Below are 14,076 nucleotides of genomic sequence, written 5' to 3'. Positions count from 1 at the left end.
TTACAATGTTGACCGTGGTGTAAAGATTAGTTAGCTGCTAATGTACCACACTGAGCGTTTCAGGAGGATGTATGTCTATTAAAACTTTTCTAATTGGCAGACCTATAGAGTCTGTAAAAGAAAAGCACGAGCGTGTATCAAAGTTCACAGGTCTGGCAGTGTTCTCATCGGACGCAATGTCCTCAGTGGCATATGCAACTGAGGAAATACTTATCGTTTTGGTACTAGGTGGCGCGGGGCTGCTCCACTATTCTATGCCAATAGCCATTGGCATAACAACCTTGATAGCAATAGTTGCCACCTCTTATTTTCAGACCATTCACGAATATCCTTCAGGTGGGGGTGCCTATATTGTTGCAAAGGATAATCTTGGCATAAATGCCGGACTTGCAGCTGGATCTGCCCTGCTTATAGATTACGTTCTTACGGTGTCCGTAAGTATCAGTTCAGGGGTTGCCGCTATAACATCTGCGGTACCATTTTTGTATAAATACAGGGTTTTGTTGTGCATCACCTCACTGTTAATTATCACAGTGGTTAATCTTCGCGGTGTTAAGGAATCGGGTAAGATATTCTCTCTGCCAACATATTTTTTTATTGCAGGAATAGTAATACTTATCTGCGTTGGTTTAATACGTATCACATCTTTGCAACATGCCACCCATCCTGTGCAGGCTCATGCATATTCGGATATTATGATGTTATTTCTTATAATGAAGGCCTTCTCCTCAGGTTGTACAGCCCTTACAGGTATTGAGGCTATCTCTAACGGTGTCAAGGCTTTTAAAGCTCCAGAGTCCAGAAATGCAGGGATAACATTAATATGGATGGCCATCATTCTTGGGTTTTCATTTACTGGCATTACCTTTTTGACAAACCGTTTCGGCATATTACCCGCTGAAAACGAAACCATACTGTCACAACTGGCAAAAACCATATTCTCTCAGGGATTTTTTTACTACTTTATTCAGAGCACCACCTTTCTGATACTGATACTTGCGGCAAATACATCGTTTGCTGATTTCCCCAGACTCTCTTCAATAATGGCTCAGGATGGCTATCTGCCACGACAATTGGCAAACCGTGGTGATAAGCTTGTATTTTCTAACGGTGTAATCATATTGAGTATATTTTCTGCTATACTTATGGCCGCCTTTGAAGGCGATACTCATTCTCTTATACCTCTGTACGCAGTAGGAGTATTCCTGTCTTTTACGTTGTCACAGTCTGGAATGGTTGTGCACTGGTTTAAATACAAAGGCAAGGGATGGGTCAAACACATGATCATAAATGCCTCCGGAGCGATAACAACCGCAATTGTATCGCTGGTAATTTCCACAACAAAGTTTATTCACGGGGCATGGATGGTCATCGTTGCTATACCAATCATCATGTATGCCACAAAGAAAATCAATCTGCATTACCAGTCGGTTTCTAAACAACTGTCAGTCAAAAACGCAGTCCCCGGTGAGGAATATATTCATCACTCAGTGATTGTCCCCATCTCGGGCATCCAGAGTGCGGTATTAAACGCAGTTAAGTATGCAAAGGCAATTTCAGGGGATGTAACGGCAGTGTATGTGTGCCTCGATCCGGTTGCTACAGAGAAGCTGAAGATCTTATGGGAAACATATGGTTTGGGTATTCAGCTTGTTATACTGGATTCTCCTTACCGTTCAATAATTGAACCTTTGATGTCCTATATAGACGATGTAAAAGACAGTTACAAAAAAGGCATCATAACCATAGTCCTTCCAGAGTTCGTTCCACAGAAATGGTGGCATCATCTTCTTCATAACCAGACGGCGATATTCATAAAGGGCATAATACTATTTAAAGAGGGGGTAGTCTCAACTAGTGTACCCCTGCATTTAAGTGATTAACACCAAGTCGCATTCTATCGCCTAATACCGAGTTGCAATCTAAACTATAATTTAAAGAGGAGATTCTCCCCTCAAGGGGATTCCCCTGGTCGCTACGCTCCTCGTAATGACAGATAGGGATGCTCATGTACAGAGCCCCACGCCGTCATTGCGAACCCCCGTAGGGGGTGTGGCAATCTCCTCTTTTGAGCGCAACTTGGTATAAATGTTGCTGCGAACCAAATTTTTGATGATAATTTTTATGGAATAATCTGAACATAATGCTCATCCACAAGTTGAATAATCCGAAGCTCGGCAGCTTCAACTACTTTAACGCCCGGAATCAGGTCTTCGTTTTTATAACTGTTTGCCTCCATTGTTAGAGCACATATCTCGATAGAAACCCCATCCCTGATTAAACTTTCAATGAGAGTCTTATATGGGTTTCCTGTGAGTACCTGCCGTTTAGCATTATAAATGCCATCTTTAAGAAGCATATAGCCGGCTGTGTTGTGAAACACTCCGGAGAGTTTCCAGTTAATATTTTTCTCTTTAAACCTTTTTACCATTCTTGTCATATATTTGATACCAAGCGGTAAATCCCCGGACATAACGTCATTGCCAATATTAACAACTACCTTAGCCTCTGTCGGTTTGACCGGTATATCTATTCTTATACTACCTAAAGCAGGAGGGTTATTAATATTGTTTAAAGCAGGAGGATAATAAGATACCGGCAAGGCAGTAGTAGCCGTTAACACCAGTATAGTACCTAAAAGAGTCAAAAAAACTATTGGTAAAATTTTTTTTAAACCCACTTAAATCCTCCTTTGTGAATATTTTATATCAACCATTTATAGTATATGAACCGATCCGCTATCTATTTTTAGCGTAACAGTTTGTTACGTAAAATAGATGTTAATAAACATGGCGGAGGTATAAAGATTTTATAAAAACTTAAGGAGAGACAATTTCAGATAATTAGTCATTTAACTTGAGTCTGTAGCCGATAGCAGGTTCATTAATTAAAAACTTTGGACGGGCGGGGTCAGATTCGAGTTTTCTGCGAAGTTGAGCCATGTAAACTCTCAGGTATTGCGTTTGGTTTGCGTAATTTATCCCCCAAACCTCTTTGAGAAGTTGGGAATGAGTTACCACCTTACCAGCGTTTTTAATTAAAACCGCTAAAAGGCTGTACTCAATGGGGGTTAGATGAATTTCGACATCATTTATAAAGACTTGTCTGGTAGAAAGATCAACCTTAAGGTCATAAACGGTAAATGTGTGCTCTTTCTGTCCCTGTGAAACAAACAGCTTGTGCCGAAGAGCCACTCGTATGCGGGCAAGCAGTTCACCGGCACTAAATGGTTTTGTGAGATAATCGTCTGCTCCTGTATCTAAAGCCCTGATTTTATCCTCCTCTTGTTCTCTTGCCGAAATGACTATGATAGAAACGTCACTCCAGCCGCGAAGCTGCTGTATTACCCCAAGGCCGTCCATATCGGGAAGTCCAAGGTCAAGCAGTATGACGTCAGGATTGCGCATTGCCGCCTGCATTAATCCCTCTTTGCCGGTAACAGCCTCAACAAGCTTGTAACCATGTCCTTTAAGCGTAATTCTCAAAAATCGAAGCATTTGAGTTTCATCTTCTATCAAAAGTATCAGAGCGTTTTCCATATCAGCTTACTCAGGTGCTTGCGTCATATCGGGTTGGTTTATAACAGGCAGTGTAAAGCTAAACTCAGCGCCTCCGCCTGGCCTGTTTTGTGCGCTGATTTTACCTCCATGTGCATTTATTATGGCACGGCAAATCGTTAACCCAAGCCCAATACCACCGCCTTTGGAGGTGCTCCGCACAAACTTATCGAATATCCGTTGCTCTTCACCGGCAATTAATCCAGGCCCCCTGTCCCTAACTTGTACAACAACGCTATCGTCTTTTATCATTGCAGAGAGCTCTATCGGCGTCTCCGATGGAGTATATTTAATGGCATTATCTAACAGATTCATAAGCACCTGTTCAATCAAAAGGGGATCGAAAAAAACCATAGGTAAATCCTCCGGCAGAGTTATTTCCACGGGTCTGTTGCCAAGTTTTTCTGCCATACGGTTAAGTGCAGCCCCTATGATTTCCTCAATTGGCTGCCATTGTTTTTTCACTGTTATGGCCCCAGCCTCTATGCGTGTCATATTAAGAACGTTTCTGATGATTTGGTTGAGATGTTCAGCCTCCTCGTATATGGTTAGGAGCAGCTCCTGATTTTCATTGTAATCGAGAGTTATATCTTTTTGCAAAATGGTGGATGCCGCACCGGTAATGGCCGCAAGCGGTGTGCGCAGGTCATGGGAAATTGAGCTAAGAAGGGTATTGCGCAGAGTTTCAGTTTCGGCTTTTAAGAGCGCCTGTTGAGCTTCATCAGCAAGTAACACACGTTCAATTGCCATAGCACTCTGGTTTGCAAAACTCTCAAGTATGTGCATTTGCCTCTGCTCCAAAAACTCTTGTGTTGGAGACATTATCACTCCGATAACACCTATGGTTTTAGCTGAGGCAACAAGCGGAAGGTACATGGCTTTGGCTCCGGAGAGAGTATCAGTAGCAAAACCAGCCCGTTGCTTGTGGTCATAACACCACTTTGCCACGCTGTATTCTTTTTGATCAAGTTCAAAGGTATCCTGTGTGGTTATCTTAGACTCTAAAACTCCGTGCTCATCCGGCAAAAGCACAACTGCCCGACAAGATAAAATCTCGGCTATATGACTAATGACAAGTGCACAGACTTGTTCCATGCTCTGTTTGTTAACAAGCTTACGGCTCAGATTATAAAGCGATGCCGTTGTTTGCTGACGCTCACGTGCTGAGTCAACCTGATCCTTTACCCTTAATGTGAGCTTGCTTATAACAAACGCTAAGACAAGCATTACGAAAAACGTGATTAAATAACTGGTAGAACTAACTTCAAACGTGTAGCGCGGCGGCACAAAGAAAAAATCAAACGCTAATACTCCCAAAAGGGCAGTAAGAAATGAAGACAGCTTTTCTGAACGCGTAGCCATAAACACCACGCCAATTAAATACACCATGGCAAGGTCTGCACGGGCAACATAAGGATCCATAAAGTGGGCAACAACAGTGCACACCGCAACTGTGGCAACAGTCATAGGAATATCTTTTGTTATCATCGTGTTCTGTTTTTTTATTTTTGTAACAGGCTCAGGGATTGGTTGCCCTCTGTCACCGCTAATAACATATATATCAATATTGCCGCTTCCGCGCACAATTTCATCCAGCATAGAGCCAAACAGGACGTCTTTCCATCGCGGGTGTGCAGGCTTTCCGATTATGATTTTAGTAACGTTTCTACTTGCGGCATAGCGGAGGATTTCATCGCTTGCCCTCTGGCCTGTCAGAGTTATAGTTTCAGCGCCAAGCTCTTCGGCCAACCGTATATGAGTGGAAAGTTTAGCAAGATCCGCCTTTGTCGGCTTTACTTTTGACGGTGCCTCCACATTAACTGCCATCCACTCGGCTCTAAGGCCTGCCGCCATTCGCTTTGCAGCCCGTATCAGACGTATCGAGCGGGGATTAGAGCTGATGCTTACTAAAATCCGCTCCGATACAGGCCACACTTCCTTTACACCTTTGACCACTCTGTAATCCTGTATCTGTTCATCCACGCGCTCGGCTGTTCTGCGCAGGGCTAATTCTCTTAAGGCAAGCAGATTACCTTTTCTGAAAAAATTCCCTCTTGCCTGATCTGCAAGCTCAGACATATAAACCTTACCCTCCTTAAGCCTTTGCAAAAGCTCATCCGGAGGAAGGTCAACAAGAGCAACCTCATCAGCTCGTTCTATTACAAAATCGGGTACGGTTTCTCTTATTGTTATTCCTGTAATTTGTGCAACTACGTCACCGAGGCTTTCAAGGTGCTGAACGTTAAGTGTTGTGTAAACATCAATACCGGCCTCAAGCAGCTCAAACACATCCTGCCACCGCTTTTTGTGGCGGCTTTCTGGTGCATTTGTGTGTGCGAGCTCGTCAACCAAAATAAGCGAGGGTTTACGTCTTAGGGCCTCATCAATATCTAATTCATACAAAACAGCGCCGCGGTACTCTATCCTCGTTTTCTGTAATACCTCAAGGCCTTCAAGCAGCTTTTCGGTTTCCTTACGCTTATGGGTTTCCACCACAGCCACAACAACCTCAACCCCCTCAGATTGCTTCTGACGGGCTGCTTCAAGCATGGCATAAGTTTTCCCAACACCCGGAGCCGCTCCAAAGAAAACCTTCAGACTTCCCTGAGTCTTGCGTGCCTCCTCCATTTTAACCTGAGCTAAAAGCGCCTCTGGTGATGGTCTTTGATCGTCCATTGTTTATACCTGCCGCTTTAGTTAATACGTATCCATTAGCATTATTGTACAGTATTTAAAAAACTTGTTGCAGTATTTTTTGTAAATCTTTATAATTCGTATATTATCGGGCATAAGAGGGGGCAGTTGCGCGGTGACTAATGTAGAAACTGGTAAGTTGGGTGAAGTGCTGGCCGAAAAGTTTCTAAAAAAATCGGGTTATAAGATTTTAGAGAGAAACTACAGGAATAAAGTCGGGGAAATTGATATAATAGCCAGGGAGGGAGATTGCATTGTCTTTGTAGAGGTAAAAACAAGACAGAGCGACTCTTTTGGAATGCCGTTTGAAGCGGTGAACGCAGCAAAGAGGCGGAAAATTAAGGGCACAGCTCTTATGTATATGAAAACGTTTAAAACCGAGCCTATGGTACGCTTTGATGTTATAAGTGTTATGATAGACGGTCAGAACAATCAAATACAACACATAAAGGATGCCATCAATGAGGGGTAATCCTGAAAGGATTTATGTCACTGCTTAGTGTAAAGCAACTCAGTGTGAGTTTTCAGATGGCTGGGAAAAATGTACGGGTCGTGGATAGTCTGAGTTTTGATATAAACGAAAGTGAGATTTTTGGAGTAGTTGGAGAAAGCGGCTCGGGAAAAAGTATGACAGCGCTTTCAATAATGGGAATTCTGCCTGACAGTGCAAAAAGTGACGGGAAAATAATCTTTAAAGATGAGGCACTGGGCTCCCTTAGCGCAGAAAGACGCAGAGCACTGAGAGGAAACGCAATTTCAATGGTTTTTCAGGAACCCATGACCTCCTTAAATCCTGTTCTTACCATTGGCTACCAAATTGCTGAGGTGCTGACCACACACAAGGGGATGTCTGTCCGTGAGGCAAACAAGCGGGCAGTTGAGCTGCTGAAAGAAGTAAAAATACCTTCTGCAGAGCAAAGGGCAAAAGACTACCCGCATCAGATGTCAGGCGGCATGAGGCAACGGGTTATGATAGCCATGGCGATAGCTTGCAAACCGGAACTTCTGATTGCAGATGAGCCCACAACAGCGCTTGATGTAACAATTGCCGCTCAGATACTTAACCTCATCCATTCAATCAAAGAGGAAAAAAACATGTCGGTCATGTTTATAACCCACGACCTGGCAATTGTCTCAGAGCACACCGACCGTGTGGCAATCATGTACGCTGGCAGGATAGTGGAGTTGGCAAAGACGGATGAATTATTTGCAAAACCGTTGCATCCATACACGATAGGCCTGCTTAATTCAATCCCCGGTGGGAAAGGCGATGCACTTGAGTCAATACCGGGCACAGTGCCGCGAGCCGACAGACTGCCTGCCGGCTGTAAGTTTTCCGACAGGTGCCGCTTTGTGCTGCCAAAGTGCAGAGCAGAGGAGCCGGAGCTTAGGGATGTTGGGGATGGACGGCTGCTTAGGTGTATAAGAAATGAAAGGTTGTCTTTATAGGTAATTTATGACAGAAACTTTGCTAAAAGTAACGGAGCTTAAAAAACAATATGCCGTTGGATCTGGATTTTTGAAAAAAACCGGATATGTCAAAGCTGTTGACGGCGTGGATTTTGCGATAGAGAAAAACACGGTGTTTGCCCTTGTTGGAGAGAGCGGATGTGGTAAGTCAACTGTGGCGCGGTTGGTCTTGAGGTTGATTGAGGCTAACGGAGGGGATGTATTATTTAAAGGAAAAAGTGTGTTTAGCCTCAAAGTTGGCAACCTTAAAGCATACAGACGGGCTGTGCAAATAATTTTTCAGGATCCGTTTGCATCGTTAAATCCAAGGATGAAGATATTTACGACACTATCCGAGCCGCTCCTGATTCACAAACTCTGTCCGCGGTCTGAGTTTCGTGAGCGAGTGGGAAAGCTGCTGAATAATGTCGGTCTTGAGCCAGACGTTATGAATCGCTATCCGCACGAGTTTAGCGGAGGGCAGCGTCAGCGGATTTGTATAGCGCGTGCGCTTGCGCTGTCACCTGAGCTGATTGTTGCCGATGAACCACTGTCCTCTCTTGATGTCTCTATACAGGCACAGGTGCTTAACCTGCTGAAAGATTTAAAGGCTGCTTATGGACTTTCTTTTTTATTTATCAGCCATGACTTAAACGTGGTCAGATACTTTAGCGATACAATCGGTGTGATGTATCTGGGGAAAATTGTGGAACTGGCTAAATCAGAGGATCTCTTTAGCGCACCCATGCATCCATACACGGTGATGCTTATCGAATCAGCGCCAAAGATACGAAAAACCTCAAAACCGCAAAGAAAGACTTTTGATGTCACCTCACTGGATGTGCCAAGCCCGATAGACATACCATCAGGATGTCCGTTTCATCCGAGGTGCCCTAAGTGTTCAGACATCTGTAAAAGGGAGATTCCACAGCTACTGACTCACAATGGACGGCTTGCATCGTGTCATCTGTTATGATAAACCTATGCAAGGATTGCATATTTAGTGTAATGGATTAAAAAACAAAAATAAAAAAATTTTTGTCCATAATTGACAATTTTTTGCTTGACATTCTTTTCATTTTTATGTAAAATCTACCATACTGTGTAGCATAAATACGGCACAGAATGTCGCCTTAAAAGCTGCATGTTGAATTGACATTTATCTGTAGTGCTTATTCTCCTTAATGGAAGGAGAAATAATCATATAATAATGGAGGCTTTTGACTATGGACGATAAAAAGAAAAAAGAAGATCAGCAAATGATCAGGCGTGAGGCTCTGAAGCGTATAGCATTAGGAGTTTTAGGAGCATCGAGTGTTCTGTGCTTACCCAAATTAGCGAAAGGTTCGGTTGCAGATAGGAATGGCGAGGCGCACCAGTTTGAGGATAGTAATCTTACAGCATATAACAGTGCATATTCCAGCAGTCACTACAGCAGCAGTCGCTACAGCAGCAGCGGTTCCTACAACAGCGGTTCCTACAACAGCGGCAGTGGCTACAGCAGCAGCGGTTCCTACAACAGCAGCAGCTGCTACAGCAGCAGCGGTCGTTACTTTTTGTACAGAAGCTGCTCATAGTAAATAGATGAACATTCGTTTATCTATGCAAAATTTTTTGAAACGGCAGGGTAGGAGATCGGATAACCATGGCAAACGTTCTTTTAACGCAGCAATGCGTTCGCAAGTGTCCGTATTGTTTTGCTTTAAAACATATGGAAAACAGTACCTCAGACAAGATGCTGTCGTGGGAGAACTTAATCTATATTGCCGATTTGCTTGAGTGTTCAGGGCACCGCCATCTGTCTTTGCTTGGGGGGGAGCCTACACTGCACCCTTCCTTTAACGATTTTGTAGTTTATCTCATAGAACGTGGGTTTGACGTCAGCGTTTTTACAAGCGGTATCATGACTAAAGATAAGCTAAGTAAATCGATAAAAACACTTGAAGACGTTCCAATGGGCAGATTGACATTTGTCTGCAATCTTAACGACCCAGCACTATCTCCTGTAGCCGAAACAGTCAGTGTAAAGCGATTCCTGGAACATTTCGGAAACCGTACGATTGCCGGATTTAATATCTACAGAAATGATTTTGATATGAATTTCCTGTTCCAGGCAATAAATATGTATGGCATGATTCGTGTACTTCGTTTAGGGTTAGCCCACAGGATTGTTGGAAAGGATAATATCTACGTTGATATTGGCAGCTTTGATAATATAATAAAGCGGTTATCGTCTTGTTTTGATATTTTTAAGGAATTAAGGATAAAACCAGCTTTCGATTGTGGTTTCCCAATGTGTGCACTTAACGACAATCAACTGGGCCAGATGTACAGGTTAACAACGGGAGATTTCAGGTTTTACTGCGTACCGGCTATCGATATTGGACCCGACATGGAGGTATGGCCGTGTTTTCCTTTGTCGTCTTTTCATAAGAAATCTCTCTTTGAATTTAATTCTTTTAGTGAAGTAATAGAATATTATAACGATCTGTTTTCAAAAATCCAGACAGAAGCATGCGGCATTTTCGAGCGCTGTGACGATTGTGTTTATCGTGAAAACGGCCTTTGCCATGGAGGATGCAAAGCTCATATCTTATCGTCATTTAGGGATGAGCCCCCTATACGTTTGGATGAAATGTACGTAATTTCAGATGAGACAGGGAAAATATAAATGATTAAATGCTGCCCCTTCGATAAGGCTCTGATAGACCGCTTCAGAAACGAAACACTGGTAATACGATATGATGCTTTTTCCGAAATAATAGCCGTTGCCAATGCTGTAAATGAAAATAACAGATTACATTGTATAATGATTAATTACCCGAAAAAACTCGATTCATTGACGATTTATGAAGAATATGCAGATATACCGATAGCATTATATACGCCGGGGATTGGTGAGATTTCTGATTTTATTAAGAAAATAAAAATGTTTAGAAAACTAAATATTAGAGTTTTTTTGCCTGAGAGCGATAGCGAAACATTTTCAGGGTTAAGGATATTATCATCTTTAGGTATAGCTTGTGGAATTGTCTTCGACCGTAAAAATCCCGATTGGGAATCGGTTAACGATCTGATGCATTACGCAGTTTACGGCATGGTTTCACGTGGACAAATCGAACCTTTCGGTTATTTATTGTTAAATTATGAACGAGGAAAATATATCGATTATGGTGCGGTTTATTTTAACGACCCCGAAAGATATTTTCATATAAGCAGTTTCGGAATATTATCGCTGTTTCACGAAAGGCTACTGTCTCGTGAAGATTTTTTTCTTAAGCCAGAGGGATGCGCTTATTGCCAAGGCTGGCGGATATGTTTAGGTAAATTTCCCGACTCATCAAACCAGAAATACGGTTGTCAAAAGTTATTTGTGGATGTTTTGGAAGCCGCAGAATACTACTATAAAAAAAGAACAAGTGATTCAAACCAACTATGGCAACTATAATTCTAAAAGCAACGGAAAAATGTAACTCTAATTGTATATACTGCGACGTAGTCCGTAGAAAGCCTTCAACCACCCCGATAATGTCTTATGAAATCCTGGATGTGTGTTTTTCGAGAATAAATACCTTTTTAATGTCGAATCCTGATGATAATATAACGGTTTTGTGGCATGGAGGCGAACCACTGCTTTTGGGTGTGGATTTTTTTAAAACGGCTTTAGATATACAGGAAAAGCATTGTACTGCTACTTTATCCCGTATAAATCACAACATTCAAACGAATCTCACCCTTTTATCGAAGGATTTTTTGGAAATATTTAAGAAAATGGGTATAGGTCATTTAGGGTCAAGTTACGACCCTATTCAAAACGTAAGAGGGCCTGGTAAAAATATCGATTCTGAGATTTATAACAAGATGTTTCTCAGTGGGCTAAAGTTATCACGTGAATCTGCTTTTAACGTAGGAATTATCTATGTAGTTACAAAAAGATCACTTGAAAGACCTTTAGATATATTCTACTATTTGACTAACTTATTCATTAATGGGGGGATTAATTTAAATCAAGTGCTCATCTATGACAGTGAGATTAAAGACATAGCCATAACCCCCAATGAATATGCCGATTTTTTAGGTGAAATATTTCCCGTATGGTGGAAATATAAAGAAATATATTACGAAATCGAACCATTTAAATCGTTTTCGATAAATGCAAAAAGAGATGCTCTCAGTCTATCCTGTGTCGATTCAGGGGATTGTGCCTATAACCATGTAAATATTGATCCCCGCGGTGAGACATCCCAATGTGGAAGGTCCTCTGACTGGGGTTTACTCTCTTATGGAAACATACTCGACCGGTCTCTTCATGAAATACTTTACGATTCTCAACGTGGACAGTTGATCAGCCGCAATGAAATCCTGTTGGAAAAGGACTGTAAGGATTGCCGCTTTTGGAGCATATGCCACGGTGGATGTCCTTTAGACTCATATGACGAACACGGAGATTTTGTGCATAAAACCCGATGGTGTTTATCAAAAAAGAGATTTATAGAAAAATTTTTTGAACCTATAACTGGGCTCACGTTTTAATCTCATGGTAGATATGGCTGAAAATATCTGGATTAACCCAATTGGCGGGTTGGGCGATGCTCTTATGATTTCAGGAGTCCTGAAACTTGACATCGAAAGAGAGCCTTCCCGAAAGTTTAATTTGGTTAGGCGGACAAAATATTTGAGTATTTTAAAAGGACATCCTGCGATTTCTTACGTAGGATTTCCACCCAAAGATGCTTTTATTATTGGAACAGACTACTGGAGTAAGGAGGTTCTTGGACAAGGGAATCGTCGAGCCTTCCAGATTTTGGCTCGAATTTTCAATCTTGAAACTCCTGTAGAAGAGCGTCTCTATTTCCCAGATATAATTTCTACCGATTTTGAATTAAATACAATAATCCCCTTTCGAAATAAGAATATTTTGATAGCCCCATGGTCTGATTCTCCTCGTAAAGAAATGGATTTCAACAAGTGGCATGAATTCGTAGAAAAAATCAAATCCGATGACACTCTTATAATTCAAGCAGGACGTTTAGGGCAGCAGTATATAAAAGGAACATACTCAATTATAGGTCTAACGACTCCTCGCAGTCTTATTAACGTTATAAATAAATGTGATGTCGTAATCACGTCTGATAATTTTATAATGCACACTGCACATTATGCCGGAGTTCCGGCCATAGTTCTTTGGGGACCTACTGACAGCTTGATTTATGGATATTGCGGTCAAGTACATATCAAAGGAGAAGAAAGGTGCGAGTTCTTCGACAAATGCATACAGCCTGGATACAGCCACATTAACTATTCGATACCATGTTCTTTAGATAAGTTGAAACATTGCATGAATCTCATAGATACAGACAGAATTGTCGATGCTTTAAAATCCTTCTTGACCTAAAAAACAATATTACACCGAAAAATACCAACAGGAATGTCAAGTAATTTTGGTAACCGGAGCTCCATTATAGTTTTTTTCTGTAAGGTCAGCTTAAGTCATTTTCCCGGGGGTTTGTCTGAGTGTTGCTCTTTCTGAGGCAACGGCTCTTTTCTTTCCCATCTCATTCTCACAATAAACCACTTTACTTCAAAAAAACGAAAAATAAAAAAAACATTTTTATCCCTCAGTTGACAATACTAATAAGAACCTAATATAATAGGTTTTGTGTAAATCTAAAGAGCAGAGGAAGATATAGCAATGGGCGGAGCATATACGACATTTCATCCACACAACATTAAGAGGAAAAGGAAACACGGGTTCAGAAAGCGGATGTCAACAGCGTCAGGCCGTAACGTCATCAAAAGAAGAAGGGCAAAAGGACGAAAAGAGCTGAGCGCTTAAGGAAAAGCTCTGAGTTTCAGGATGTCTTTAAAAAAGGCCGCAAATTCACCTTGAAAATGTTGAACATTTATTTTTTGGCAACATCTAACACGCACTTGCGGCTTGGGCTTGTTGTTAGTAAAAAAGTCGGAAACGCTGTGGTAAGAAACCGCATTAAAAGGTATTTCAGGGAAGCGGTCAGGTTGATTTTATTGGAAAGAGCCAGTGCGCTGCCTTTTGACGTTGTTGTTGCCGCAAAACCTGTGATTTCAACTGTTGGTTTCAATAGTGTGAGCATAGAACTTCAGTCTTTGTTTGATAAACTAAAATGAAGACGATTCTCATTACGCTTATTCAGTTCTATAAGGCAATGTTTTCGCCACTGTTACCGTCATCATGCAGATTCTATCCGAGCTGTTCCGATTACTGTGCAGAGGCGATAGAAAAACACGGCCCTTTTACAGGGTTGTTAATGTCTTTAAAGAGGGTTTTAAGGTGTCATCCGATAAGCCGCGGCGGCTATGATCCGGTTAAATAAAAACAATGAATCTGGGGGTTAGC

At 41.8% G+C, this 14,076-nt stretch carries 14 protein-coding genes and 1 pseudogene; 12 read left to right on the top strand and 3 right to left on the bottom strand.

Annotated features, from left to right (window positions below; genetic code table 11):
- Positions 1–71: 71 nt before the first annotated feature.
- Positions 72–1,883, top strand: coding sequence for an APC family permease (locus HQK88_10010; GenBank protein MBF0617131.1), 1,812 nt, complete (start codon positions 72–74; stop codon positions 1,881–1,883).
- A gap of 239 nt (positions 1,884–2,122) precedes the next feature.
- Here the strand turns inward: HQK88_10010 and HQK88_10005 are convergent, their stop codons facing one another.
- The 3 genes from HQK88_10005 to HQK88_09995 form a co-directional block, all read right to left on the bottom strand.
- On the bottom strand, positions 2,123–2,680 hold the full coding sequence (locus tag HQK88_10005) for a DsrE family protein (GenBank protein MBF0617130.1): 558 nt from the start codon (positions 2,678–2,680) through the stop codon (positions 2,123–2,125).
- 163 nt (positions 2,681–2,843) lie between these two features.
- Complete coding sequence (locus HQK88_10000; protein ID MBF0617129.1) at positions 2,844–3,539, bottom strand: response regulator; 696 nt, start codon at positions 3,537–3,539, stop codon at positions 2,844–2,846.
- A gap of 6 nt (positions 3,540–3,545) precedes the next feature.
- A complete protein-coding gene (locus HQK88_09995; GenBank protein ID MBF0617128.1) occupies positions 3,546–6,233 on the bottom strand; it encodes a sensor histidine kinase KdpD in 2,688 nt (895 codons plus the stop codon).
- Positions 6,234–6,366: 133 nt separating this feature from the next.
- On the opposite strand from HQK88_09995, the gene HQK88_09990 reads away from it, so the two are divergent.
- From HQK88_09990 to yidD, 11 genes and pseudogenes are all read left to right on the top strand, one after another.
- A complete protein-coding gene (locus HQK88_09990; protein ID MBF0617127.1) occupies positions 6,367–6,723 on the top strand; it encodes a YraN family protein in 357 nt (118 codons plus the stop codon).
- 14 nt (positions 6,724–6,737) lie between these two features.
- The gene (locus HQK88_09985; GenBank protein ID MBF0617126.1) at positions 6,738–7,700 is read left to right on the top strand and encodes an ABC transporter ATP-binding protein; all 963 of its coding nucleotides are present in this window, start codon (positions 6,738–6,740) and stop codon (positions 7,698–7,700) included.
- 7 nt (positions 7,701–7,707) lie between these two features.
- Positions 7,708–8,676: an ATP-binding cassette domain-containing protein gene (locus HQK88_09980; GenBank protein ID MBF0617125.1), complete on the top strand. Its 969-nt coding sequence runs from the start codon at positions 7,708–7,710 to the stop codon at positions 8,674–8,676.
- A gap of 250 nt (positions 8,677–8,926) precedes the next feature.
- Complete coding sequence (locus tag HQK88_09975) at positions 8,927–9,277, top strand: hypothetical protein (GenBank protein ID MBF0617124.1); 351 nt, start codon at positions 8,927–8,929, stop codon at positions 9,275–9,277.
- Positions 9,278–9,345: 68 nt separating this feature from the next.
- Entirely contained in the window at positions 9,346–10,371 is a 1,026-nt protein-coding gene (locus tag HQK88_09970) for a radical SAM protein (protein ID MBF0617123.1), read from the top strand.
- Positions 10,372–11,148, top strand: a complete 777-nt coding sequence (locus HQK88_09965) for a hypothetical protein (protein ID MBF0617122.1) — start codon at positions 10,372–10,374, stop codon at positions 11,146–11,148. It abuts the gene before it with no gap.
- Positions 11,136–12,233 carry a radical SAM protein gene (locus HQK88_09960; protein ID MBF0617121.1) on the top strand — a complete coding sequence of 366 codons (1,098 nt, stop codon included), beginning with the start codon at positions 11,136–11,138 and terminating at the stop codon, positions 12,231–12,233. The genes HQK88_09965 and HQK88_09960 overlap by 13 nt, the downstream gene beginning before the upstream one ends.
- A 13-nt stretch (positions 12,234–12,246) precedes the next feature.
- Positions 12,247–13,095, top strand: a complete 849-nt coding sequence (locus tag HQK88_09955) for a hypothetical protein (GenBank protein ID MBF0617120.1) — start codon at positions 12,247–12,249, stop codon at positions 13,093–13,095.
- 297 nt (positions 13,096–13,392) lie between these two features.
- On the top strand, positions 13,393–13,536 hold the full coding sequence (gene rpmH, locus HQK88_09950) for a 50S ribosomal protein L34 (protein MBF0617119.1): 144 nt from the start codon (positions 13,393–13,395) through the stop codon (positions 13,534–13,536).
- A pseudogene (gene rnpA, locus HQK88_09945) lies at positions 13,518–13,847 on the top strand (ribonuclease P protein component). Before rpmH ends, rnpA begins: the two are co-directional and overlap by 19 nt.
- On the top strand, positions 13,844–14,053 hold the full coding sequence (gene yidD, locus HQK88_09940) for a membrane protein insertion efficiency factor YidD (protein MBF0617118.1): 210 nt from the start codon (positions 13,844–13,846) through the stop codon (positions 14,051–14,053). Before rnpA ends, yidD begins: the two are co-directional and overlap by 4 nt.
- The last annotated feature ends 23 nt before the right edge of the window (positions 14,054–14,076 follow it).

The sequence above is a fragment of the Nitrospirota bacterium genome, assembly GCA_015233895.1.
Taxonomy (GTDB): Bacteria; Nitrospirota; Thermodesulfovibrionia; order Thermodesulfovibrionales; family Magnetobacteriaceae; genus Magnetomonas.
The sequence above is the reverse complement of the archived record's forward strand: the minus strand, read 5'-3'. Positions and strand labels throughout refer to the sequence as shown.